Origin of the sequence: Streptomyces anandii JCM 4720 (assembly GCF_014650655.1) — a bacterium.
Taxonomy (GTDB): Bacteria; Actinomycetota; Actinomycetes; order Streptomycetales; family Streptomycetaceae; genus Streptomyces; species Streptomyces anandii.
In genome coordinates, this window is the sequence record NZ_BMVJ01000003.1 from 450,716 (window position 1) to 473,808 (window position 23,093).

Sequence of the window (23,093 nt, forward strand, 5' to 3'; positions counted from 1 at the left end):
GGGCGCTCCTCGCGGCCGGAGGCGAGCGTGGTGGACATGCCCCCGGTGCCGCCCCTCTCGGCCGTGGGGACCGCGGCTCCCCGGGGGAAGGCGATTTCGGCGCCGCGCTCGACATGGTGGGTGCCGGCGGTGAGGGTCAGCCGCCGGTCGTGGAGGGCGCGGCCGTCGACGGTGCCGCTGACGGTGACGGTGAGCGGGCTGCGCAGGGTGAGGTCGACGGTGGAGTCGACGCGGACGGTGCGCTGCTCGCGGAAGGCGGCCGGCTCGTCGAAAGCGTGGCGGGGCGCGCCGTCGCCCTGCCAGGCCAGCGTGAGGAAGAGGGCGGGGACGAGCAGGGCGGTCAGCTTCAGCCAGTACTGGAAGGCCTGGACGAAGGTGATGCTGCGCATGCCGCCGGCGGCGACGGTGGCCACCACGACGACCGCGACGATGACTCCGCCGAGCGCGTCGGGTGCCCCGGTGAGCACCGCCAGCGTCAGCCCGGCGCCCTGGAGCTGCGGCAGCAGGTACAGCCAGCCGACGCCGACGACGAAGGCGCCGGCGAGCCGCCGCACGCCCTGGGAGGCGAGCCGGGCCTCGGCGAAGTCGGGCAGGGTGTAGGCGCCGGAGCGGCGCAGCGGGGCGGCCACGAAGAGCAGCAGCACCAGGTATCCGGCCGTGTAGCCGACCGGATACCAGAGCATGTCGGGGCCCTGCACCAGGACCAGTCCCGCGATGCCCAGGAAGGAGGCGGCGGAGAGGTACTCGCCGCTGATGGCGGCCGCGTTCAGGCGGGGGCCGACGGTGCGGGAGGCGACGTAGAAGTCGGAGGTGGTGCGGGAGATGCGCAGACCGAACGCGCCGACGAGGACGGTGGCAACGACGACGAGGGTGATGGCGGGGACGGTGTAGGCGGAGTTCACGGGTGTTCTGCCGGCCTCAGCGGTCCTCGACGAGGCGGACGAAGTCGCGCTCGTTGCGCTCGGCGCGGCGCACGTACCAGCGGGCGAGCAGCACCAGCGGGGCGTAGAGACCGAAGCCGAGCACCGTCCAGGTGAGGCGGCGGGCCTCGGGGGCGGCCGCGAAGACCAGCGGCAGCGGGCCGACCAGCAGCACGAGCACGGCGAACGCGGCGAGTCCGGCGCGCAGTTGGGAGCGCATCAGGGAGCGCACATAGGTGTGCCCGAGGGTGGTCTGTTCGTCGATCTCGGTGCGCGGGCGGTAGTGGCCGGGGGCCCGGCGCGTGCGGCGGGGCGGGCCGGTGACGACGGCACGGCGCTCGGCGGGGTCCTGCGGCATGACGTGCGCCCCCTCAGCCCGCGGTCCGGCGCATCAGCATCTCCCGCAGCTCGCGCGCGTGGCGGCGGCTGACCTGGAGTTCCTCGGTTCCCACGAGCACGCTCACCGTGCCCGCGTCCAGGCGGAGTTCGCCGATGTGGCGCAGCGCGACCAGGTGGCGGCGGTGGATGCGGACGAAGCCGCGGGAGCGCCAGCGCTCCTCCAGGGTGGACAGCGGGATGCGCACCAGGTGGCTGCCCTTGGCGGTGTGCAGCCGGGCGTAGTCGCCGCGTGCCTCGACATGGGTGATGTCCTCGACGGCGACGAAGCGGGTCACCCCGCCGAGTTCGACGGGTATGTGGTCGGGGTCGGGCTCGCTGACGGGTATGCGGGGGGCGGCGTCGCGCAGCTGGGCGGCGCGCCGGACGGCCTCGGCGAGCCGTTCGGTGCGCACGGGTTTGAGGACGTAGTCGACGGCCTTGAGGTCGAAGGCCTGGACGGCGAAGTCCTCGTGCGCGGTGACGAACACGATCAGCGGCGGCTCGGCGAACCCGGTGAGCAGCCGGGCCAGGTCGAGGCCGTCGAGGCCGGGCATGTGGATGTCGAGGAAGACGACGTCGATGGCGTCCGGTCCGTGCGGCCCGGACTGCAGCGCCCGGTTGATGCGGCGCAGCGCCTCGGTGGCGTCGCCGGCGCCCTCCGCGCCGGCGATCCTCGGGTCGGCGTTGAGCAGGTAGAGCAGTTCCTCCAGCGAGGGGCGTTCGTCGTCGACGGCGAGGGCGCGCAGCATGAACGTGGAGTGTAGGGGCGAAAAGCGCGCCTGGACATGTCCCGGACGTGGGCGTTCTCGCTGGACAGCGCTGGATACAGTGCGGACATGAACAGCAGGACGGCCCCGTTCGACGAGCTCGACCGGAAGATCCTCACCGCCTTGATGGCGAACGCCCGCACCAGTTTCGCCGAGATCGGTGCGGCCATCGGCCTGTCCGCGACCGCCGTCAAACGCCGCGTGGACCGGCTGCGCGAGACGGGGGTGATCACCGGGTTCACGGCCACCGTGCAGCCGTCCGCGCTGGGCTGGCGCACGGAGGCCTATGTGGAGGTGTACTGCGAGGGCGCGGCGCCCCCGCGGCGGCTGGCGGAGGTGGTGCGCAACCATCCGGAGATCACGGCGGCGATGACGGTGACCGGCGGCGCGGACGCGCTGCTGCACGTGCGGGCGCGGGACGTGGAGCACTTCGAGGAGGTGCTGGAGCGGATCCGCACGGAGCCGTTCATCCGCAAGACGATCAGCGTGATGGTGCTCTCCCACCTGCTGCCGGACAGCCCGGAGGCGGGTGCCAGCCACGCCGCGCCGGTGGACGCAGCGGACGTGCGCTGAGCGGCTCCAAGACGCAGCATTCCTGCACCGACGCGCAGCTTTTCTTTCTTGTCGCGCGTATCCCCCACTTCCTACCTTTGTGTCAACCCACAGTCGACACCGCAGGAAGCGGAGGAACCCCTTCGTGCCCGAATCACGTGTGCAGCGCCGGCGGCGGTATCTCGTCTGCGAACCCAGACACTTCGCCGTGCAGTACGCGATCAACCCCTGGATGCGACCCGACCAGCACGTCGACGTGTCCCTGGCCCAAGCCCAGTGGCAGGCGCTGATCGGCGCCTACCGCGCCCACGGCCACACCGTCGAGACCGTGGAGCCCGTGCCCGGCCTGCCGGACATGGTGTTCGCGGCGAACGCCGCGGTCGTCGTCGACGGCCGTGTCTTCGGCTCCCTCTTCCACGCGCCGGAGCGGCGCCCGGAGTCACACCCCTACGACACCTGGTTCAAGTCGGCGGGCTACGACGTCTACCGCCCGGAGTCGGTCTCCGAGGGCGAGGGCGACTTCGTGCCGGCCGGCCGCTGGGTGCTCGCCGGGACCGGCTTCCGCACCACCCGCGAGGCGCACCGTGAGGCGCAGGAGTTCTTCGGCGTCCCGGTCATCGGCCTGACCCTGGTGGACCCGTACTTCTACCACCTGGACACGGCGCTGTTCGCCCTGGACGACGACAACATCGCCTACTACCCGGAGGCCTTCTCCCCCGGCAGCCGTGAGGTGCTGGCGCGGCTCTATCCGGACGCGGTGATCGCGACCCGTGAGGACGCGATGTCCTTCGGCCTCAACTCCGTCTCCGACGGCCGCCACGTGTTCATCTCGCCCGGCGCCACGGCCCTCGCCGAGGAGCTCACCCGCCACGGTTACGTCCCCGTCCCCGTCGACCTGTCGGAGTTCCACAAGGCCGGCGGCGGCATCAAGTGCTGCACCCAGGAGATCCGCTGATGACCGCACCCGCCCGCACCCGCACCTCCGCCGAGCTGATCGAGGCCGAGGAGCCGGTCCTCGCGCACAACTACCACCCGTTGCCCGTGGTCGTCTCCGGCGCCGAGGGCACCTGGGTGGAGGACGTCGAGGGCCGCCGCTACCTCGACATGCTCGCCGGCTACTCGGCCCTCAACTTCGGCCACCGCCATCCCGCGCTGATCGAGGCGGCCCACCGCCAGCTCGACCGGCTCACGCTCACGTCGCGCGCCTTCCACAACGACAAGCTGGCCGGCTTCGCCGAGCGGCTCGCGGCGCTGACCGGGCAGGACATGGTGCTGCCGATGAACACCGGCGCCGAGGCGGTGGAGAGCGGCATCAAGGTGGCCCGCAAGTGGGCCTACGAGGTCAAGGGCGTCCCGGCCGACCGGGCCACGATCGTGGTCGCTGCGGACAACTTCCACGGCCGTACGACGACGATCGTCAGCTTCTCCACCGACGAGACCGCACGGTCGGGCTTCGGGCCCTTCACCCCGGGCTTCAAGGTCGTGCCGTACAACGACCTGGCGGCGCTCGAGGCTGCGGTCGACGAGACCACGGCCGCCGTGCTGATCGAACCGATCCAGGGCGAGGCCGGCGTGATCATCCCGGACGAGGGCTACCTCACCGGGGTGCGGGAGCTGACCCGCCGGGCCGGCTGCCTGTTCGTGGCCGACGAGATCCAGTCGGGTCTCGGCCGCACCGGCCGCACCCTCGCCGTCGAGCACGAGGGCGTGGTGCCGGACGTGCTGCTGCTGGGCAAGGCGCTGGGCGGCGGCATCGTGCCGGTGTCGGCGGTCGTCGGCAGCCGGGACGTGCTCGGCGTGCTGCGGCCGGGCGAGCACGGGTCGACGTTCGGCGGCAACCCGCTGGCGGCCGCGGTCGGCACGGCGGTGGTCGAGCTGCTGGAGACCGGCGAGTTCCAGCGCCGGGCCGAGGAACTCGGGACCGTCCTGCGCGAGGGGCTCTCCGAGCTCGTCGGCAAGGGCGTGGTGGGCTTCCGCGCCCGCGGTCTGTGGGCGGGCGTCGACGTCGACCCGGCCATCGGCACCGGACGTGAGATCAGCGAGCGGCTGATGCGGGAGGGCGTCCTGGCCAAGGACACCCACGGCTCCACGATCCGGCTGGCGCCGCCGCTGACCATCACCGAGGAGGAGCTGCGCTCGGCCCTCGGCTCCCTGGAGAAGGCACTGGCGGGCTGACGCCGGACACGCCCGGGGGCGCCGGCCGCGGTCGCCGGCGCCCCCGGGCCGGCCCCCTACTGGTTGGACTTGGCGGCGCTGATGTCGCCCAGCGCCGAGCCCGGGTCGCGCTCGATGGCCAGGTCGCCGAGCGAGACGATGCCCACGGCGTGCCCGTGGTCGACCACCGGCACCCGGCGCACGGAGTGCTCGCGCATCAGCCGCACCGCCTGGTCCAGGTCCTCGTCGGGGGTCACGGTGAACAGGTCGCCGCTGCACGCGGAGGCAACGGTCCGCTGCTCCGGGTCGCCGCCCTCCGCCAGCGCCCGCACCACCAGGTCGCGGTCGCTGACCAGGCCGCGCAACTCCTCGCCCTCGGTCACCAGGACCACTCCGATGTCCTCGTCGCGCATCTTCTGCGCCACCGTGGTCACCGAGGTCTGCGGTTCCACCGTCACCAGATGGCTGGTCATGATGTCGCGTACGTGCTGAGCCATGACGCCTCCTCTCGTCGGGTCCTACGGTGCCGTTCGCCGCACTGTGCCCGCCGGGTACCCGGCGCGGGCGGTGCCGCACCCGCCGGATGCCCGGTCCGGCGCGTTCCGTCAGGACGGGTGCCTGCCCATGGGGACCGCGGGTACCCGCCGCGGGAACGGGACTCCATGAGGAGATGACTCCCATGCTGCTCATCGGACTGCTCCTCCTCCCGGCGACCGGAGCCTTCACCGCTCTGGCCATCGCCGGCAACATGTCCGGCGGCCCGGAGTACACGGTGTCGATGCTCGGCAACGACATCGCCAGGATGAACACCCTCGAGATCTTCAGCGCCGGGCTGGCGCTCGCGCTGATCTTCTGCCTGGGCCTGACCCTCCTGGCCGGCGCCGCGACGCACCACCGGAGCACGCACCGGGCCGCCCGGCACTACGGCCGGACGGAGCCGGGCCCGCCGGACGGGACCACGAGCCGCGGTCCGCGCCCCTGAACGGGCCCGGCGGGGCCGGTCAGTGGTAGGCGTGCACGACCGCGTGCCCCTTGCCCCGGCCGATCATCCACCGGTTGACCGGAGTGGTCAGCAGGAAGGCCAGGGCGAGGGAGAGGACGAGCGACGCCCAGAACAGGGCGTCGGCCAGACCGGCGTCCATCGCCCCGGGCACCCCGACCATGACGGTGTTGTCGATCAGTTCCATCACCGCGATGGACACGGTGTCGGCGGCGAGGGCGACCTTGAGCGCGTCACGCAGCGGCAGGCCCGCCCGCAGGACGCCGCGCATGGTGAGCGCGTAGCCGAAGACGAAGGCCAGCGCGACGGAGACGACGACGGTGGCCGTGTTGTGCAGACCGGCGGCGGTGCCGACGACCATGCCGAGCACCTCGCCGATGGCGCACCCGGTCAGGCAGTGCAGCGTCGCCTGGGCGGCCATGCGCCAGGAGACTCCGGAGTGCCGTTGTTCATGGCCCTGGTGATGGCCGTGGTGATGGCCGTGGTAGGCGTGCGCCGAATGGTTCATGCCGTTCCCCCTGATGACTGAACTGCCTACTGACTGGCTTCCGCACACCTCAACCACATACCCTCGGGGGGTATTCCCTCCTGGGGGTACGGGTTTTCCGCCACCTGCGCCGTCTCCGGCTCTACCGGCCGTCGCCGTCGTCGCCGTCCTCACTCGCGCGCCGCTTGCGCCGCCGCAGCAGATGGCGGACGACGAGGGCGACGGCGAGGAGGCCCAGCGCGATGAAGAGGTACCGCTCGTACTTGGTGATCTCGTCGTAGACGGTGTTGATGTGACTGCCGGCGAAGTAGGCGATCGTCAGCCACAGGCCCACCCACAGGGCCGCGCCGAGCGCGTTGAAGACGATGAAGCGGCGCCAGGGCATGCCCGAGGTGCCGGCGATGATGCCGTTGGCCTGGCGCAGCCCCTCGATGAAGCGCGCCACCGTGACGATCTTGCCGCCGTGCCGGGCGAAGAACCGCTCGGCCTTCTCGAACCTCTCCGGCGTCAGGAAGACGTACCGCCCCCAGCGGTGCACGAAGGCGCGCCCGCCGTAGTGCCCGATGAGATACCCGATGTTGTCCCCGGCGACGGCGGCCGCGAAGGCGATCGCGCCGACCACCATCACATTGAGCTCGCCGGCCCCGGCGTACACGCCCGCGGCGATCAGGATCGTCTCGCCGGGGGCCGGGATCCCGAAGTCCTCCACGAAGACCACGCCCCCCACGGCCCAGTAGCCGTAGTGGCTGAGCAGCGGTGCCAGGTGCGCGAGGGGACCCGGAAGCGGAGGGGCCATTCCCCCACCGTACGACGTGCCGCATCGGCGACCGCGGTTTCAAGGGCCACATGCGCGCCACGAACCCCTGTGATCGCGTCACTCTCAGCGATCGACTTGATACCTACCGCTCAGTAGAACGAGGCTGACCATGCCGCGACCGGTTCCGCGTCCCTGTGCCTGCACTTACACTGACAGCCCATTCGACAGACACGTTGACCTGCGAGAACGCGGCGGTTGAGCAGATCCGCACGAGTGAGGAGCGCCCCCTTGTTCTACTACCTGCTCAAATACGTCCTGCTGGGACCGCTGCTGCGGCTGGTCTTCCGGCCGCGTATCGAGGGGCTCGAGCACGTGCCGGCGTCCGGTCCGGCCATCGTCGCGGGCAACCATCTGTCGTTCTCGGACCACTTCCTGATGCCGGCGATGCTCAAACGGCGCATCACCTTCCTCGCCAAGGCGGAGTACTTCACGGGCCCGGGCCTCAAGGGCCGCCTCACCGCCGCCTTCTTCCGCAGCGCGGGGCAGATCCCGGTCGACCGCTCGGGCAAGGAGGCCGGCCAGGCCGCGATCCGCGAGGGGCTCGGGGTACTGCGCAAGGGTGAACTGCTCGGGATCTACCCCGAGGGCACCCGTTCGCACGACGGCCGCCTCTACAAGGGAAAGGTGGGGGTCGCGGTGATGGCGCTCAAGGCCCAGGTCCCGGTGGTTCCTTGCGCGATGATCGGCACGTTCGAGGCGCAGCCGCCGGGCAAGGTGGTGCCGCGGATCCACCCGGTCGTCATCCGCTTCGGCAGGCCCCTGGACTTCTCGCGCTACGCGGGCATGGAGAACGAGAAGGCGGTGCTGCGCGCCGTCACCGACGAGATCATGTACGCCATCCTGTCGCTGTCCGAGCAGGAGTACGTCGACCAGTACGCGGCCGTGGCCAAGGCGGAGCAAACGGCGGCCAAGGGCGAGAAGGAACGCAAGTTCCCGAGGGCGCCGCTCGGTTGACGCCCACGCCGCCGGCGGCGGGCGGTACGGCGAAAGGGGCGGGGCACGCCGAAAGGTGCGGGGCACGCCGAAGGGGCGGCCGGGGTCGAACCCCGGCCGCCCCTCGCACGTCAGGTCCCCTTGTTACGGCTTCGGGGTAGCGTGCGGAGCGCAGGTCACGTCCGCCTTGTCCACCTTGCCGGTGAGCAGGTAGGCGTCCACCCTGTTGTTGATGCACGGGTTGACCAGTCCGGTGACGCCGTGCGAGCCGGCGTCCTTCTCGGTGATCAGCCGGGAGCCCTTGAAGCGCTTGTGCAGTTCGACGGCGCCCTGGTACGGGGTGGCGGCGTCACGCGTGGACTGCACGATCAGCACCTGCGGCAGGCCCTTGCCGGTCTTGACGTTCACCGGGGTCTGCTGCTTGACCGGCCAGGTGGCGCACGGCAGGTTCATCCATGCGTTGGACCAGGTCAGGAACGGGTACTTCTTGTTCAGCCGCGTGTTGTCCGCGTCCCACTTCTTCCAGCTGGTGGGCCACTTGGCGTCGGTGCACTCCACGGCCGTGTAGACGGCGTTGCCGTTCTCCGCGGAGATGTTGCCCGCGGTGTCCGACATGTTGGGAGCGGCCGCGTCGACGAGCGCCTGGGTGTCGCCGGCGTAGTACTTGCTGAACACCGTCGCCACCGGGACCCACGCGGAGTCGTAGTACGGGGCGCTCTGGAAGAAGGCGAGCAGTTCGGCCGGGCCGACCACGCCGCCGATCGGGTTCTTCTTCGCGGTGGCGCGCAGCTGGAGCCACTTGGCCTGGACGGCGTCACGCGTGGTGCCCAGGTGGAAGGTGGCGTCGTTCTTGGCGACCCAGTCCTGCCAGTCCTTCCAGCGGCCCTCGAAGGCGACGTCCTGGCCCAGGTTGGCCTCGTACCAGATGTTCTCCCGCGCCGGGTTGACGACGCTGTCGACGATCATCCGGCGGATGTGGCCCGGGAACAGGGTGCCGTAGACGGCGCCGAGGTAGGTGCCGTAGGAGACGCCCAGGTAGTTGATCTTCTTCTCGCCGAGCGCGGCGCGGATGACGTCGAGGTCGCGCGCGGTGTTCGGCGTGGTCATCTGCTGGAGCATCGCGCGGCCGGTGCGGTCCAGGCAGCCCTCGGCGTACTCGCGGGCCAGCTTGCGCTGGGCCAGCTTGTCGGCCTCGGAGTCGGGCACCGGGTCCATCTTGGGCGCCTTGACGAACTCCTGCGGGTCCATGCAGGAGATGGCCGCGGAGTGGCCGACACCGCGCGGGTCGAACCCGACGAAGTCGTAGGCCTTGGCCACGTTCGCCCAGACGGGGTTCTTGGAGGTCACCCGGGCCGGGAAACGCAGGCCCGAGCCGCCCGGTCCGCCCGGGTTGTAGACGAGCGCGCCCTGCCGCTCCTTCTTGGTGCCCGTGTTGCCGATCCGGTCGACGGCGAGCTTGATCTGCTTGCCGTACGGGTGGGCGTAGTCGAGCGGCACCGACACGTAACCGCACTGGATCGGCTTGGCCAGCCCCCAGTCGGCGGGGCAGTCCTGCCAGTGGATGCCGGCCTTCGCGGCCCGGGCCGCGGCGATCGCGGCGCCCTTGGCCTCGCGGTCCTGGCCGTGCCGGCTGTCCGCGCTCGCGGCGGGCGCCGAGACGGCCCCGGCGATCAGAGTCGCGGTGAGCAGCGCACCGGCCGAACCGAACGCCGCCACCCGGCTCTTCGGTCTCATGTCCCTCAAGTGGGACCTCCCCGTACATCGTTGCGAATGGGATACGGGGATCCTTCCGGCTGTGAGGTCCCTGACAACAGGGGTTGTTGACCTTCTTTGCCAATCCGATAACCGGCACGGAGAGTTCCGCTGAGCGGAGACGCGACGGCTCCCCGGGCCCATTCGGCGCCGTGCTCAGCCCAGTTCCGCGAGCCCTCGGTCCAGCAGCGCGCGCAGCAGCCGCGCGTCGGGCGCCACGGCGGTCACCAGCGCCGCGGGCCCGGCCAGCGGAACCACCGCCGCACCCTCCCCGAGCACCCGGGCCACCACCGGCGCCTTGGCGAACTCCGGCCGCACGAGGACGAGTTGCCCCACGGCCCGGTGTCCGCCCAGCACCGCGGGACCGTCCCAGCCGCCCGGCGCCCCGGGCCCGCAGGACAGCTCCTGGTCGAGGACGGTGCGCCCGGCGATCCGCACGGCAAGACGACTGGTGAGCCGCCCGGGTTCCTCGCCCACGCGCCCCAGTACCTGCTCCTCGCGCAGCACCAGCCGGGCGGCCGGGGCGAGTTCGGCTCGCGTGGTGACGTACAGATCGCTGCCCCGCGCGGAGATCAACTGCTCGGGCAGCCAGTGCAGTTCGCCTCCGTCCGCGACCGTGAGCCGCACGTCGTACCGCGCGGCCGCGCCCTTGGCCTGACCGGGCAGGGCGATGGTGGCGGCGGCCGAACCCACCCGCAGCCGGGCCCCTTCGGCCACGTGTGCCTCGACGGCGAAGCGGTCACCGCCGAGCGGACCACCCATCGCGCCCACGAGCAGGACGTGGGCCTCGTCCCCGCTCCCCCGGGTCCGCCGCGGTGCGAGCGGCCCCTCGCCGCGCAGCACCGGCAGGCAGGTACCGCCCCGGCCGTCACCGCGAGCACCGATCCGCGCCGTGGCCCGCACCCCGGCCGTCGTCGCCGTGTCCGTCACGGTGTCACGCCGTCCATGCCGCGAGCCGCGCCCGCACCCACGCGGCGACCTCGCCCACCCCGCCCTCACCGCGCAACGACTGCAGCACGACGGGCAGTTCGCCCCGGGCAGCCTTGGCGTCGGCGGCCATCCGGGCCAGGTCGGAGCCGACGTACGGCGCCAGGTCGGTCTTGTTGACGACGAGCAGGTCGGAGGTGGTGACACCGGGGCCGCCCTTGCGCGGGATGTCGTCCCCGCCGGCGACGTCGATCACGAAGATCTGCGCGTCGACGAGTCCCCTGGAGAAGGTCGCGGTGAGGTTGTCCCCGCCGGACTCCACGAGCACCAGGTCCAGCGGCCCGGTCTCCTCCTCCAGCTCCTCCACCGCCTCGAGGTTGGCCGAGATGTCGTCCCGGATCGCCGTGTGCGGGCAGGCACCGGTCTCCACGGCCGCGATCCGCTCCGGCGGCAGCACGGCCTCGCGCAGCAGGAATTCCGCGTCCTCGCGCGTGTAGATGTCGTTGGTGACCACGGCGAGCGAGAACTCCTCCCGCAACGCCCGGCACAGCGCCGCGACGGTGGCGGTCTTCCCCGACCCGACGGGCCCACCGAGCCCGATCCGAAGGGCCCGCCGCCGCCCATCGGGCCGCCGGGCATCGGCACTGGGGACGGGAGCGCCGGTGGCGTCGTGAGAGTGATCAAGGTGCACGAAGCAGCTCCTGGGTGAGTACTGCCGGCCCGTCCGGCACTTGAGGACGAGGCCGTCAAGGCCGAACGGGGGTCCGGGGGCAGAGCCCCCGGAGCGAACAACAACAGACGGGGCCGGGGGACCCCGCCGCTAGGAGGCGAACAACCGCACGGACCAGGCAGCATGCGCCTCGGCGCACACCTCGAGCAGCGGCGCCGACGCCGCGGGCAGCACATCCACCCCCTCGACGGCGGCGTCCCGCGCCGCCGCGACCGCCCGCCCGACCACCTCGTCCACCTCCGGCGCCAACCGCGCGAGCACACCCGCCGCTTCGAACGGATCGAGCCCGAGCAACCGCACCACCGCCGTCGCCGGCCCGCTCACACTCTCGTACGCCGCGCAGTACGCCGCGTCTTCCGGACCCAGCCCGGCCGCGCGCGCCGTGAGCCCGAGCACCACCGGCTGGTGGGCGCCCTTGGGAAAGTCCCGTGCGAGAGCGTCGAGTCCGGGCGACGGCCAGGTCGCCCGGGCGGCCCGCACCAGCTGGCGCCCCAGTCTGCGCGCGGCCAGCCGCAGTGCCGGCGACGGGGTCCGCGCGTCCGCCGCCGCGTCCAGCCCGGCGGGTTCGCAGCCGAGCGCGGCGGCCGCCGCGACGGAGGCCGCGACCAGGCCGGCCGTGTGCAGGCGCCCCCGGCAGAAGTCCTCCAGTTCGGCCGCCCCGGTGATGCGCCCGGCCCTGACGGCCGCCTCGGCCCCGCCGGAGTGCGCGTGGCCTCCGGCGGGGAAGCGGCCGTCGGCCAGGACGAGAAGCGCTGCCCTCGACATCGTGGCTCCCCTCCCTCCGTGCGTCTCGTCAGAAGAGGAAGTACCGCTGGGCCATGGGTAGTTCGGCGGCGGGCGTCGCCTCGATCAGTTCGCCGTCGACGCGGACGGCGAAGCTGTCGGGATCGACCTCGACCCGGGGCCGCGCGTCGTTCTGCCTCATGTCCGCCTTGGTCACGGCGCGCGTCGACTCGATGGCGACGAAGCGCTTGCCCAGCCGCAGCCGTTCGGGCAGCCCGTCCTCGATGGCCGACGGTGCCACGAAGTTGAGGGAGTTGGCGGCCGGCGCCCGCCCGATCGCCCCGTACATCGGCCGCGGCAGGACGGGCTGCGGGGTGGGGATGGAGGCGTTGGCGTCGCCCATCTGCGCGTACGCGATCTGGCCGCCCTTGATCACCAGGTGCGGCCGCACTCCGAAGAACGCGGGCTCCCACAGCACCAGGTCGGCCAGCTTGCCGCTCTCGACGGAGCCGATCTCGCGGGCGAGACCCTGGGCGAGGGCGGGGTTGATCGTGTACTTGGCGATGTAGCGGCGCACCCGGTGGTTGTCGGCGCGGCCGTCGCCCGGGAGGACGCCCCGGGCGCGCTTCATCACGTGCGCGGTCTGCCAGGTCCGCAGGACGACCTCGCCGATCCGTCCCATGGCCTGGGAGTCGGAGGAGATGATCGAGATGGCGCCCAGGTCGTGCAGGACGTCCTCGGCGCCGATCGTGGACGGGCGGATCCGTGACTCCGCGAACGCCAGGTCCTCGGGCACGGCCGGGTTGAGGTGGTGGCACACCATCAGCATGTCGAGGTGTTCCTCGGCGGTGTTGACGGTGAACGGGCGCGTCGGGTTGGTGGAGCTGGGCAGCACGTGCGGTTCGGAGACCACGGTCATGATGTCGGGGGCGTGGCCGCCGCCCGCGCCCTCGGTGTGGTAGGCGTGGATGCCGCGCCCGTCGATCGCGGTGAGCGTGTCGCCCACGAATCCGGCCTCGTTGAGGGTGTCGGTGTGGATGGCGACCTGGACGCCGGTGCGGTCGGCGACGGTGAGCGCGGCGTCGATGACGGCGGGCGTGGACCCCCAGTCCTCGTGCAGTTTCAGGCCCAGGGCGCCGCCGCGGATCTGGGAGAGCATCGCCTCGTGGGAGACGGTGTTGCCCTTGCCCAGCAGGCCGATGTTGAGGGGATGGGCCTCCAGCGCCTCCAGGGTGCGCGCCAGGTGCCAGGGGCCCGGTGTCACGGTGGTCGCCTTGGAGCCCTCGGCGGGGCCGGTGCCGCCGCCGACGAGCGTGGTGATCCCGGCGGCCAGCGCCTCGTCGGCGATCTGCGGGCAGATGAAGTGCACGTGGGCGTCGACGGCGCCCGCGGTGAGGATCCGCCCGTTGCCCGAGATCACCTCGGTCTCCGGCCCGATGACGAGGTCGGGGTGGACGCCGTCCATGGTGTCGGGGTTGCCGGCCTTGCCGATGCCGGTGATCCGGCCGTCGCGGATGCCCACGTCGGCCTTGACGATCCCCCAGTGGTCCATGACGACGGCTCCGGTGATCACGGTGTCCGGGGCGCCTTCGGCGCGGGTGACCCTCGACTGGCCCATGGACTCGCGGATCACCTTGCCACCGCCGAAGACGGCCTCGTCGCCGGCGCGGCCCGGGCCGCCGCAGCGGTCCTCCTCGATCTCGACGATCAGGTCGGTGTCGGCGAGGCGGATCCGGTCGCCCGCGGTGGGGCCGAACAGGTCGGCGTAGGCGGCGCGGGAGAGCTCAGGCATCGAGGGCGCCCCCGGTCAGTCCGCGCAGCCCGGGCACGATCCGGGCGCCGGCCAGCGGTACGAGTTCGACGTCGACCGGGATGCCGGGCTCGAAGCGCACGGAGGTGCCGGCGGCGATGCCGAGGCGCTTGCCGTGCGCGGCGGCGCGGTCGAAGCAGAGTCCCGGGTTGGCCTCGGCGAAGTGGTAGTGGGAGCCGACCTGGACGGGCCGGTCGGCGGCGTTGAGGACGGTCAGCCGGGTGACCTCGCGGCCCTCGTTGAGGACGACCGGGTCGTCGGCGTGGAGGATCTCTCCGGGAATCACGGCCGCGGCCCCTCAGACGATCGGCTCGTGGACGGTCACGAGCTTGGTGCCGTCGGGGAAGGTGGCCTCGACCTGGACGTCGTGGACCAGCTCCGGGATGCCCTCCATGACGTCGTCCCTGGTGAGCAGGGTCCGTCCGGAGGCCATGAGTTCGGCGACGGTACGGCCGTCGCGGGCGCCCTCGAGGACGTGCGAGGTGATCAGCGCGACCGCCTCCGGGTGATTGAGTCTCAGCCCTCGGGCCCGCCGCTTCCCGGCCACGTCGGCCGCCACATGGATGAGCAGCCTCTCCTGCTCGTGCGGGGTCAGTTGCACGTGCCACCTCGCCTTCCCGGCGCCGGACCGTGCGGGGCCCGGCTGGACCGGCAGGCTAGCCCGCCGGGGTTTCGGCGACGTTAACCGCGCGGCGCCGGGCCCCTTGGCTCTCTCGAGCCGTTCCAGGCCGGCCGCGCAGACCGGGGCGACGGGCTGCGGGGCCTGAGGGCCGCTCAGGCGCTCGTGGGGCGGGCGGCGGAACTGCGCGACGCGCTCACCCTGATGCACCAACGGGGCGAGACGGAGTTGCACGCGGCCACCCTTGCGCGGGCGCTGCGCGCGCTGGACGGGGAGCGGCGTACCGCCCGCGTCACTGTCCCGCCCGGCGACGGCAGTTGACGCACCCTCCGGCGCGCGTCGCCCCCGGCGACGACGAGGCGCGGATCGCTGAGTCGAAACGGACCAAATGACGTACCCCCTTTCAGCGTAGGAACACGCCCTTTTTTGGGGGCCGTCCGGCTTGCGCAACGCGCGTGCCCGGATGGCGGAATGGAGTGTTCCGGTGCTGGTCCGGGGCTCGTCATGAAAGGACACGGCCGTTCGAACGCGCGGGTGTCCACCCGAACGGGTGAGTGGTGAGTAACAACACAAATCCCCGGTTCCGTTGGGATTTTCGGACATCCGTAGGTGAAGATCCCTGTCTGACGACAAGCCCCCGCCACAGCGGCGGGGCGATCCGGGCGGACGCCGAGTCCTGCCGCCGCGCGGATGACCGGTCGACGGAAGTGGATCGGCAGGAGTGGAGGACCCAAGCACGACGGGTCGCCGGAACGGTCACGCCATGACCGGACCGAGCAGCCCTTGGGGTGAAGCCGCGGCAACGCGGCCGGGCAACTTCGCCAGCCCGAATCCGACAGGTCATCCTTCACAGGCGGCTGACGAAGGGTTGCGCATGACTGCGCTCAATCGTGTCCCGTCGCTGATGGCCCGGGCCGGCACGGCCTCCGCCCTGACCATCGCCGCCGTGGGTGGCTCCATCGTGGTTCCCGGCGTGGCCTCCGAGGCGTCGGCAGCCACTCTGGGGACGAAGGCGCTGCAGGTCGCGGCGTCCAAGAAGGGCTCGCCCTACCAGTGGGGTGCCACGGGGCCCCGCAGGTTCGACTGCTCCGGGCTGACGCTGTACTCGTTCAAGAAGGCGGGCAAGAAGCTGCCCCGCACTGCGGCCCAGCAGTACAACAAGACCCACCACATCTCCGCGAGGAGCCGCCGGGCCGGGGACCTGGTGTTCTTCCATTCGGGTTCGTACGTCTACCACGTCGGCATCTACGCCGGCGGCGGCAAGATCTGGCACGCCCCGAAGACCGGGGACGTGGTGCGGCTGCAGAAGATCTGGACGAAGAGCGTGTGGTACGGCCGGGTGAACTGACCCGCGGGCGGCTCTACGGCTCCTGCTGGCCCTGGCCCGCAGCCGTGACCGGGCGCGCCGGGGCGCACCACGGGAGCTCGATGCTGACCGTCTTGCCGCCCTCACGGGTGGGCCGCACGGTCAGCCGGCCGCCGCACTCCGCGGTGAGCCACCGGATGATCACCATGCCCCGGCCGTTGTCCTGCTGGACAGCGGCCGGCAGGCGTTTGGGGAACCGCGGATGGCTGTCGGTGACCCCGATGCGCAACTGTTCGTCACGCTCCAGGGCGAGGTTCACCGTGAAGGTGGGCGACTGCCCGAACGTGTGCTGCACGGCGTTGGTGGCGAGTTCGGAGACGATGAGCCGGACCGTGTCGCAGGTGTCCGCCTCCGCCGGCATGCCCCACTCCGCCAGGGTGCCCAGGGCGTAGGCCCGGGCAGCGGAGACCGAGGCGGGATCGCTCGGCAGAGTGACGGATGCTTCCAGATGGTCTGCCATGGCGACGTCGTCCCTTTCCCATGGGACCGCGAGTCCGACACGGAGCGGATGGTTCGAGTACGGTCCCGGACTGGTGCTTCGTCGTCAGACTGCCATCACCGCGCGTGTCCTGGGTGGCGATCCACCAAGATATGCATATATCTGTCGCTCGAAGCGGTGAACTCTGCGACGGCAGACCGTATTGGGGCGGCCCGGAAGGAGTAGGGAGTAGCCCATGCAGCACGGTCCCGCGGTCCGCCGCCGGAAACTGGGCGCCGAACTGCGCGCGCTGCGCGCCGGCGCCGGCCTCACCAGTGGCCAGGCGGCCCGGCTGGTGGGCTGGCACCAGTCGAAGGTCAGCCGGATCGAGACGGGCGCGAGCGGGGTGAAACCGGCCGATGTGCGGTTACTGCTGGACGCCTACGCGGTACGGGACGCCCAGTTGCGCGAGTTGCTGCTGGTGCTGGCGGGCTCCGAGGACGGCGGCGGCCGGGACCACTGGTGGCACGCGTACCGGGGCGTACTGCCGCCCGCCTACCGCGACTTCATCAGTCTGGAGTCGCAGGCGAGCGCGATGCGCACCCTGGAGACCTCGGTCGTGCCCGGGCTGCTGCAGACCCCCGAGTACGCCCGCGCGGTCACCCGGGCCGCCGTGGAGGGACTCGACGACGAGCGGCTCGACGCGCTGGTGGAGGTGCGGCTGGCGCGGCAGGACGTGCTGCGGGCCGAGCAGCCGCTGCGGCTGAGCGCGGTGCTGGACGAGGCCGTGCTGCGCCGGGAGATCGGCGGGCCGGAGGTGATGGCACGTCAGCTGGAGCGGCTGGCGGAGGCCGCCCGGCTGCCCCAAGTGCGGTTGCAGGTACTGCCGTTCGGCTCGGGGGCGCACATCGGCCTCACCGGGCCTTTCGTTATCTTCTCATTTTCGAACACTTCTGATCTGGACGTAGTTGTTCTCGACCACTTGACGAGTAGCCTCTACCTCGAACGGAAAGAAGACCTGGAGGCCTACACAGAGGCCTTCGACGCCCTTGGGCGCCACGCCCTCTCGCCCGAGGACTCGTTCGATTTCATCGCCCGATGCGCCGGCATCAGTGGCGGCGCGTCACCGCGCTAAGGAGGCACCATGTCCGCTCTGCCTCGGAACGTACCGTCCAGCACCGACCTGCACGGCGTGCGATGGCTGCGCAGCAGCTACAGCACCGGAGCCAACAACTGCGTGGAGACGGCCCGGCCGGCCTCGGGGCCGGGGGCCGGACTGCTCGCCGTGCGCGACTCCAAGGACCCGGCCGGGCCCGCGCTGCTCTTCTCCCCCGGGAGCTGGGCGGACTTCACGGCCGCCGTGCACCGCGATCAGTACCTCTAGCACCCAGGCCCCAGTACTTCTCAGCCCGGCGACGCCCGGCCGTGTCACGCCGACTCATGGTCGTGTCTCGCCGATGACCCGTACAGCGCGTTCGATCTGATCCCCGGAGAGGTCACCCCGGGCGGTCAGCCTCAGCCGTGAGACACCGTCGGGCACGGAAGGAGGACGGAAGCAGCCCACGGCGAGCCCGGCGGCCCGGCAGTCGGCCGCCCACCGCACGGCCCCCTCCGGGGACGGAGCCCGCACGGAGACCACCGCGGCGTCCGGACGCACCGCCTCCAGACCCGCGGCGGTCAGCCGTGCGTGGAGTTCGGCCGCCACCTCACGCGCGCGTGCCGCCCGTCCGGGCTCGCGGCGCAGCAGACGCAGCGCCGCCAGGGCCGCGCCCGCCGCCGCGGGGGCGAGGCCGGTGTCGAAGATGAACGTACGGGCCGCGTTGACCAGGTGGTCGACGACCCGCGCGGGACCTAGGACCGCCCCGCCCTGGCTGCCGAGCGACTTGGACAGCGTGACCGTCACGACCACGTCCGCGGCGCCCGCGAGGCCGGCCGCCCGCGCGGCGCCCCGGCCCCCGGGACCGAGGACGCCCAGCCCGTGGGCGTCGTCGACGACCAGGCCCGCACCGCGCTCCCGGCACACCGCCGCGAACTCGCCCAGCGGGGCGGCGTCGCCGTCCACCGAGAACACCGTGTCGGACACGAGGACCGCCGGCCCGTCGTGCGTCGCCAGCGCCTTGCGCGCGGCCTCCGGATCGGCGTGCGGGACGACCTGGGTGGAGCCCCGGGCCAGCCGGCAGCCGTCGATCAGCGAGGCGTGGTTGCCCGCGTCGGACACGACCAGCGTGCCGTGCGGGGCGAGCGCGGTGACCGCGGCGAGGTTCGCGGCGTAGCCGGAGGAGAAGACGAGCGCCGCCTCGAAGCCGCAGAATTCGGCCAGTTCGCGCTCCAGTTCGGTGTGCAGCTCGGTGGTCCCGGTCACCAGCCGGGAGCCGGTGGAGCCGCCGCCCCAGGTGTGCGCCGCGGCCGCGGCCGCCCCGGTGACCTCCGGATGGCGGGCCAGCCCCAGGTAGTCGTTGCTCGCCAGGTCCAGCAGCGGCGAGTCGGCCGGGCGGGGGCGCAGCGTCCGTACGAGCCCGGCCCGGCGGCGCGCGTCCGCCTGCTCGTCGATCCAGCCGAACGCCATGGCTCCTCCGGGGCTTTTGTAGGCAGTGGACAGACACTAGCGGGCGGACCGGCCGCCCATGGTGTGGCAATACCCACACGTCGATGCGTCTCTGTTGTGCAAAGTCTCCTTGGCCCGGGGCGGCCCCGTAGGACAGGATCGGCTTCCATGGACCTGCTGAACACGCTGGTGGACAAGGGGCTTCGGCGCGAGCTGCCGACCCGCGAGGAAGCTCTGGCCGTGCTGGCCACCTCCGACGACGACCTGCTCGACGTGGTGGCCGCGGCCGGAAAGGTGCGCCGCCACTGGTTCGGACGGCGGGTGAAACTGAACTACCTCGTCAACCTCAAGTCGGGCTTGTGTCCCGAGGACTGCTCCTACTGCTCGCAGCGCCTCGGCTCCAAGGCCGACATCCTCAAGTACACCTGGCTCAAGCCCGACGACGCCTCGAAGGCCGCCGCGGCCGGGCTGGCGGGCGGCGCCAAGCGGGTGTGCCTGGTGGCCAGCGGGCGCGGTCCGACGGACCGTGACGTGGACCGGGTCTCCGACACCATCAAGGCGATCAAGGAGCAGAACGAGGGCGTCGAGGTCTGCGCCTGCCTCGGCCTGCTCTCCGACGGACAGGCCGAGCGGCTGCGCGCGGCCGGCGCCGACGCCTACAACCACAACCTCAACACCTCCGAGTCGACCTACGGCGACATCACCACCACCCACACCTACGCCGACCGGGTGGAGACGGTGAACAAGGCGCACGCGGCCGGTCTGTCCGCGTGCTCCGGTCTGATCGCCGGCATGGGCGAGAGCGACGAGGACCTCGTCGACGTCGTGTACTCGCTGCGCGAGCTGGACCCGGACTCCGTTCCGGTGAACTTCCTGATCCCGTTCGAGGGGACCCCGCTCGCCAAGGAGTGGAACCTGACCCCGCAGCGCTGTCTGCGAATCCTCGCGATGGTGCGGTTCGTCTGTCCCGACGTGGAGGTCCGGATCGCGGGCGGCCGCGAGGTGCACCTGCGCAGCATGCAGCCGCTCGCCCTGAACCTGGCCAACTCCATCTTCCTCGGCGACTACCTGACCAGCGAGGGCCAGGCCGGCAAGGCCGACCTGGAGATGATCGCCGACGCCGGCTTCGAGGTGGAGGGCACCGGCGAGGTGACGCTGCCGGAGCACCGCGCGGCGGCCGGGGCCGGGATCTGCGGTTCGCACGAGGGCGCCGGGTGCGGCCCGGCTGAGGGCGCGGGGTGCGGGTCGCACGAGGCCGGTGGACGCGGGTCCCGCGAGGCCGCCGGGTGCGGGTCGCACGAGGCCGGCGGAGTGTGCGGTTCCGCCGCGGCGCCCGCCGCGGGGACGAAGGCGGCGGGCGACCCCCGTACGGACCTCGTGGCCGTACGCCGCCGGGGCGCCGGAACGGATCTCGCGCCCAATGCCTGAGGCGCCGGCCCTGGGCGTGCCCGAACTGCTGGACCTGGACCGCCGGCACGTCTGGCACCCGTACGGCCCGATGCCGGGTCGCCGGGAGCCGCTCGTCGTGGAGTCGGCGAGCGGGGTGCGGCTGAGGCTCGCGGACGGATCGGGCGAGCTGGTGGACGGCATGTCGTCCTGGTGGGCCGCGATCCACGGCTACAACCACCCGGTGCTCAACGAGGCCGCCCGCGAGCAGCTTTCGCGCATGAGCCACGTCATGTTCGGCGGGCTCACCCACGAGCCCGCCGTCCGCCTGGCGAAGCTCCTTGTCGACATGTCGCCCGACGGTCTGGAGCATGTGTTCCTCGCCGACTCCGGCTCGGTGTCGGTCGAGGTGGCGGTCAAGATGTGCCTGCAGTACTGGCGTTCGCTGGGCCGCCCGGAGAAGCGGCGGCTGCTGACCTGGCGCGGCGGCTACCACGGCGACACCTGGCAGCCGATGTCCGTGTGCGACCCCGAGGGCGGGATGCACGAGCTGTGGTCGGGCGTGCTGCCGCGGCAGGTCTTCGCCGACCCGCCGCCGGCGGCGTACGAGGAGTCGTACGCCGCTCATCTGCACGACCTGATCGAACGGCACGCCGGCGAACTGGCCGCCGTGATCGTCGAGCCGGTGGTGCAGGGCGCGGGCGGGATGCGCTTCCACTCCCCCGCGTATCTGCGGACGCTGCGCGAGGCGTGCGACGCGCACGGCGTGCTGCTCGTCTTCGACGAGATCGCCACCGGATTCGGCCGTACCGGCGAACTGTTCGCGGCCGGGCACGCGGCCGTGACACCCGATGTGATGTGCGTGGGCAAGGCGCTCACCGGCGGCTATATGACGATGGCGGCGACCCTGTGCACCGCGCGGGTGGCCGACGGCATCTCGCGCGGCGAGGTGCCGGTGCTGGCGCACGGCCCGACGTTCATGGGCAACCCGCTGGCGGCCGCGGTGGCGTGCGCCTCGGTCGAGCTGCTGCTCGGCCAGGACTGGCGCACCGAGGTGAAACGGATCGAGGCGGGTCTGCGCGACGGGCTCGCCCCGGCGGGCGGCCTCGACGGGGTGCGGGACGTGCGCGTCCTGGGCGCCATCGGGGTGGTCCAGCTCGACCACGAGGTGGACATGACGGCGGCGACCCGGGCCGCCGTGCGCGAGGGCGTGTGGCTGCGGCCGTTCCGGGACCTGGTCTACACGATGCCGCCGTTCGTCACGGGCGACGCGGACCTGGCACGGATCGCGCGCGCGGTGTGCGCGGCGGCACAGGAGGGTTGAGATGCCGGTACTGGTGATCACGGGCACGGGCACGGAGGTCGGCAAGACGGTCACGACGGCCGCGGTCGCCGCCGCGGCGCTCGCGGCCGGCCGGTCGGTGGCCGTACTGAAGGCCGCGCAGACCGGGGTACGCCCGGACGAGCGCGGCGACGCCGACGAGGTCGCGCGGCTCGCCGGACCGGTGACGACGGCCGAAGTGGCCCGCTACCCCGAGCCGTTGGCGCCCGGCACGGCGGCCGTGCGGGCCGGGCGCGCCCCGGTGCGCCCGCAGCAGGTGGCCGAGGCGGCCGCCGGGCTGGCCGCGGAGCACGACCTGGTGCTGGTGGAGGGCGCGGGCGGGCTGCTCGTACGGTTCGACGAGGAGGGCGGCACGCTCGCGGACGTGGCCGAGCTGCTGCGCGCCCCGGTGCTGGTCGTCGCCCAGGCGGGGCTCGGCACCCTGAACACGACCGAGCTGACCGTACGGGAACTGCGGCGCCGCGAGCTGGACCCGCTCGGCGTGGTGATCGGCAGCTGGCCCGCCGAACCCGACCTCGCCGCCCGCTGCAACCTGGCCGACCTTCCGCAGGTGGCCGGCGCTCCCCTGCTCGGCGCGCTGCCGGAGGGCGCGGGTTCGCTCGCGCCCGGCGGATTCCGCGCGGCGGCCCCGGACTGGCTGGCGCCCCGCCTGAACGGCAGGTGGGACGCGGAGGCGTTCACGGTGCGCGAGTGCCCCGCGCCGTTCGCCCCGGCGGGCGTGCGCTGAGCCTCCACGGGGGACACTCCCGGTAGGCACGTCCGCTCGGGAGGTCTCCATGCCGATACGGTCCGTGGGCGCCGGCAAGGTCGCGCCGGACCCCGTCCACCACCCGCTCTTCGCGCGCTACTACGCCCGCGCCGCCGTGGCCGCGGAGACCAGGCTGGGCATGGCCGGGATGCGGGAGCGGCTGCTCACCGGGCTCTCCGGGCGGGTTCTGGAGATCGGCGCGGGCAACGGGCTGAACTTCGCCCGCTACCCCGGCACGGTCGCGGAGGTCGTCGCCGTCGAACCGGAGCGGCTGCTGCGGCAGCGGGCGGTGGAGGCGGCCCTGCGTGCCGAGGTCCCGGTCGACGTGGTGCCGGGCTGCGCGGAGGCGTTGCCGGTCAAGAGCGAGGCCTTCGACGCCGTGGTGCTCTGCCTGGTGCTGTGCAGCGTGCGCGATGTGCCCCGGGCGCTCGGCGAGGTGCGCCGGGTGCTGCGGCCGGGCGGCGAGGTCCGCTTCTTCGAGCACGGCAGGGGCGGCGGCCGGGCGATGGGCCTGACCCAGCGCGCCCTGGACGGCACGGTGTGGCCGCTGCTGAGCGGCGGCTGCCATCTGGCCCGCGATCCGGTGGCCGCGCTGCGGGACGCCGGATTCGGGCTCGGGCCCTACCGCCGGGTGCTCATGCCGGAGAAGGGGCCGGCCCTGCCGAGCTCGTACTGCTCACTGGGCACGGCGTGGCGGCCGGAGTCCGGTGAGCCGGTGA

26 protein-coding genes, 2 pseudogenes and 1 riboswitch are annotated in these 23,093 nt (G+C 72.5%); of the genes and pseudogenes, 13 read left to right on the forward strand and 15 right to left on the reverse strand.

Annotated features, from left to right (window positions below):
- From IE249_RS36620 to IE249_RS07995, 3 genes and pseudogenes are all read right to left on the reverse strand, one after another.
- Nucleotides 1-902: pseudogene (locus tag IE249_RS36620) on the reverse strand (sodium:solute symporter family transporter); the annotation flags it as partial.
- A 16-nt stretch (nt 903-918) separates the two neighbouring features.
- Entirely contained in the window at nt 919-1,278 is a 360-nt protein-coding gene (locus tag IE249_RS07990; protein ID WP_189704058.1) for a hypothetical protein, read from the reverse strand.
- Between the two features lie 13 nt (nt 1,279-1,291).
- Nucleotides 1,292-2,047, reverse strand: coding sequence for a LytR/AlgR family response regulator transcription factor (locus tag IE249_RS07995; protein WP_189704059.1), 756 nt, complete (start codon nt 2,045-2,047; stop codon nt 1,292-1,294).
- A gap of 87 nt (nt 2,048-2,134) precedes the next feature.
- Here IE249_RS07995 and IE249_RS08000 point away from each other — a divergent pair, with 87 nt between their 5' ends.
- From IE249_RS08000 to rocD, 3 genes are all read left to right on the forward strand, one after another.
- Entirely contained in the window at nt 2,135-2,638 is a 504-nt protein-coding gene (locus tag IE249_RS08000) for an Lrp/AsnC family transcriptional regulator (protein WP_189704060.1), read from the forward strand.
- Between the two features lie 124 nt (nt 2,639-2,762).
- Nucleotides 2,763-3,572: a dimethylargininase gene (gene ddaH / locus IE249_RS08005; protein ID WP_189704061.1), complete on the forward strand. Its 810-nt coding sequence runs from the start codon at nt 2,763-2,765 to the stop codon at nt 3,570-3,572.
- Nucleotides 3,572-4,792, forward strand: a complete 1,221-nt coding sequence (gene rocD / locus IE249_RS08010) for an ornithine--oxo-acid transaminase (protein ID WP_189704062.1) — start codon at nt 3,572-3,574, stop codon at nt 4,790-4,792. The genes ddaH and rocD overlap by 1 nt, the downstream gene beginning before the upstream one ends.
- Before the next feature lie 56 nt (nt 4,793-4,848).
- On the opposite strand, the gene IE249_RS08015 is transcribed toward rocD, so the two are convergent.
- On the reverse strand, nt 4,849-5,268 hold the full coding sequence (locus IE249_RS08015) for a CBS domain-containing protein (RefSeq protein ID WP_189704063.1): 420 nt from the start codon (nt 5,266-5,268) through the stop codon (nt 4,849-4,851).
- 182 nt (nt 5,269-5,450) lie between these two features.
- Here IE249_RS08015 and IE249_RS08020 point away from each other — a divergent pair, with 182 nt between their 5' ends.
- Nucleotides 5,451-5,753 (forward strand): hypothetical protein, encoded by a 303-nt coding sequence (locus IE249_RS08020; protein ID WP_189704064.1) that lies wholly within the window; start codon nt 5,451-5,453, stop codon nt 5,751-5,753.
- 19 nt (nt 5,754-5,772) lie between these two features.
- Here the strand turns inward: IE249_RS08020 and IE249_RS08025 are convergent, their stop codons facing one another.
- Together IE249_RS08025 and IE249_RS08030 are read right to left on the reverse strand one after the other, a co-directional pair.
- Nucleotides 5,773-6,279: a DUF4396 domain-containing protein gene (locus IE249_RS08025; protein ID WP_189704065.1), complete on the reverse strand. Its 507-nt coding sequence runs from the start codon at nt 6,277-6,279 to the stop codon at nt 5,773-5,775.
- Between the two features lie 121 nt (nt 6,280-6,400).
- Nucleotides 6,401-7,054 carry a DedA family protein gene (locus tag IE249_RS08030; RefSeq protein WP_189704066.1) on the reverse strand — a complete coding sequence of 218 codons (654 nt, stop codon included), beginning with the start codon at nt 7,052-7,054 and terminating at the stop codon, nt 6,401-6,403.
- Between the two features lie 249 nt (nt 7,055-7,303).
- Here IE249_RS08030 and IE249_RS08035 point away from each other — a divergent pair, with 249 nt between their 5' ends.
- A complete protein-coding gene (locus IE249_RS08035) occupies nt 7,304-8,029 on the forward strand; it encodes a lysophospholipid acyltransferase family protein (RefSeq protein WP_189704067.1) in 726 nt (241 codons plus the stop codon).
- Nucleotides 8,030-8,152: 123 nt separating this feature from the next.
- Here the strand turns inward: IE249_RS08035 and IE249_RS08040 are convergent, their stop codons facing one another.
- The 7 genes from IE249_RS08040 to IE249_RS08070 all read right to left on the reverse strand — a co-directional run bounded on the left by IE249_RS08040 (nt 8,153) and on the right by IE249_RS08070 (nt 14,551).
- Nucleotides 8,153-9,751: an alpha/beta hydrolase gene (locus tag IE249_RS08040; protein ID WP_189704068.1), complete on the reverse strand. Its 1,599-nt coding sequence runs from the start codon at nt 9,749-9,751 to the stop codon at nt 8,153-8,155.
- A 165-nt stretch (nt 9,752-9,916) separates the two neighbouring features.
- Nucleotides 9,917-10,690 carry an urease accessory protein UreD gene (locus IE249_RS08045; protein WP_189704069.1) on the reverse strand — a complete coding sequence of 258 codons (774 nt, stop codon included), beginning with the start codon at nt 10,688-10,690 and terminating at the stop codon, nt 9,917-9,919.
- 4 nt (nt 10,691-10,694) lie between these two features.
- A complete protein-coding gene (gene ureG, locus IE249_RS08050; RefSeq protein WP_189704070.1) occupies nt 10,695-11,378 on the reverse strand; it encodes an urease accessory protein UreG in 684 nt (227 codons plus the stop codon).
- Nucleotides 11,379-11,507: 129 nt separating this feature from the next.
- The gene (locus IE249_RS08055) at nt 11,508-12,182 is read right to left on the reverse strand and encodes an urease accessory protein UreF (protein ID WP_189704071.1); all 675 of its coding nucleotides are present in this window, start codon (nt 12,180-12,182) and stop codon (nt 11,508-11,510) included.
- 28 nt (nt 12,183-12,210) lie between these two features.
- Entirely contained in the window at nt 12,211-13,932 is a 1,722-nt protein-coding gene (locus tag IE249_RS08060) for an urease subunit alpha (protein WP_189704072.1), read from the reverse strand.
- The gene (locus IE249_RS08065; protein ID WP_189704073.1) at nt 13,925-14,236 is read right to left on the reverse strand and encodes an urease subunit beta; all 312 of its coding nucleotides are present in this window, start codon (nt 14,234-14,236) and stop codon (nt 13,925-13,927) included. Before IE249_RS08065 ends, IE249_RS08060 begins: the two co-directional genes overlap by 8 nt.
- A 12-nt stretch (nt 14,237-14,248) precedes the next feature.
- Complete coding sequence (locus IE249_RS08070) at nt 14,249-14,551, reverse strand: urease subunit gamma (protein WP_189704074.1); 303 nt, start codon at nt 14,549-14,551, stop codon at nt 14,249-14,251.
- Nucleotides 14,552-14,695: 144 nt separating this feature from the next.
- Between IE249_RS08070 and IE249_RS08075 the strand changes: the two are divergent.
- Nucleotides 14,696-14,890, forward strand: a pseudogene (locus IE249_RS08075) (hypothetical protein); the annotation flags it as partial.
- A 368-nt stretch (nt 14,891-15,258) separates the two neighbouring features.
- Nucleotides 15,259-15,440: riboswitch (cyclic di-AMP (ydaO/yuaA leader) on the forward strand.
- A 3-nt stretch (nt 15,441-15,443) separates the two neighbouring features.
- Entirely contained in the window at nt 15,444-15,917 is a 474-nt protein-coding gene (locus tag IE249_RS08080) for a C40 family peptidase (RefSeq protein WP_189704075.1), read from the forward strand.
- A gap of 13 nt (nt 15,918-15,930) precedes the next feature.
- On the opposite strand, the gene IE249_RS08085 is transcribed toward IE249_RS08080, so the two are convergent.
- Entirely contained in the window at nt 15,931-16,395 is a 465-nt protein-coding gene (locus IE249_RS08085; protein ID WP_189704076.1) for an ATP-binding protein, read from the reverse strand.
- 214 nt (nt 16,396-16,609) lie between these two features.
- Between IE249_RS08085 and IE249_RS08090 the strand changes: the two genes are divergently transcribed.
- Together IE249_RS08090 and IE249_RS08095 are read left to right on the forward strand one after the other, a co-directional pair.
- Entirely contained in the window at nt 16,610-17,488 is an 879-nt protein-coding gene (locus tag IE249_RS08090) for a helix-turn-helix domain-containing protein (protein WP_189704077.1), read from the forward strand.
- 9 nt (nt 17,489-17,497) lie between these two features.
- Nucleotides 17,498-17,737, forward strand: coding sequence for a DUF397 domain-containing protein (locus IE249_RS08095; RefSeq protein WP_189704078.1), 240 nt, complete (start codon nt 17,498-17,500; stop codon nt 17,735-17,737).
- A gap of 54 nt (nt 17,738-17,791) precedes the next feature.
- Here the strand turns inward: IE249_RS08095 and IE249_RS08100 are convergent, their stop codons facing one another.
- Nucleotides 17,792-18,919, reverse strand: coding sequence for an 8-amino-7-oxononanoate synthase (locus IE249_RS08100; RefSeq protein WP_189704079.1), 1,128 nt, complete (start codon nt 18,917-18,919; stop codon nt 17,792-17,794).
- Between the two features lie 147 nt (nt 18,920-19,066).
- Here IE249_RS08100 and bioB point away from each other — a divergent pair, with 147 nt between their 5' ends.
- From bioB to IE249_RS08120, 4 genes are all read left to right on the forward strand, one after another.
- A complete protein-coding gene (gene bioB, locus IE249_RS08105; protein ID WP_189704080.1) occupies nt 19,067-20,326 on the forward strand; it encodes a biotin synthase BioB in 1,260 nt (419 codons plus the stop codon).
- The gene (locus IE249_RS08110) at nt 20,319-21,608 is read left to right on the forward strand and encodes an adenosylmethionine--8-amino-7-oxononanoate transaminase (protein WP_189704081.1); all 1,290 of its coding nucleotides are present in this window, start codon (nt 20,319-20,321) and stop codon (nt 21,606-21,608) included. The genes bioB and IE249_RS08110 overlap by 8 nt, the downstream gene beginning before the upstream one ends.
- A gap of 1 nt (nt 21,609) precedes the next feature.
- On the forward strand, nt 21,610-22,353 hold the full coding sequence (gene bioD, locus IE249_RS08115) for a dethiobiotin synthase (RefSeq protein ID WP_189704082.1): 744 nt from the start codon (nt 21,610-21,612) through the stop codon (nt 22,351-22,353).
- A gap of 49 nt (nt 22,354-22,402) precedes the next feature.
- A partial coding sequence (locus IE249_RS08120) for a class I SAM-dependent methyltransferase (RefSeq protein WP_189704083.1) occupies nt 22,403-23,093 on the forward strand: 691 nt, incomplete at its 3' end.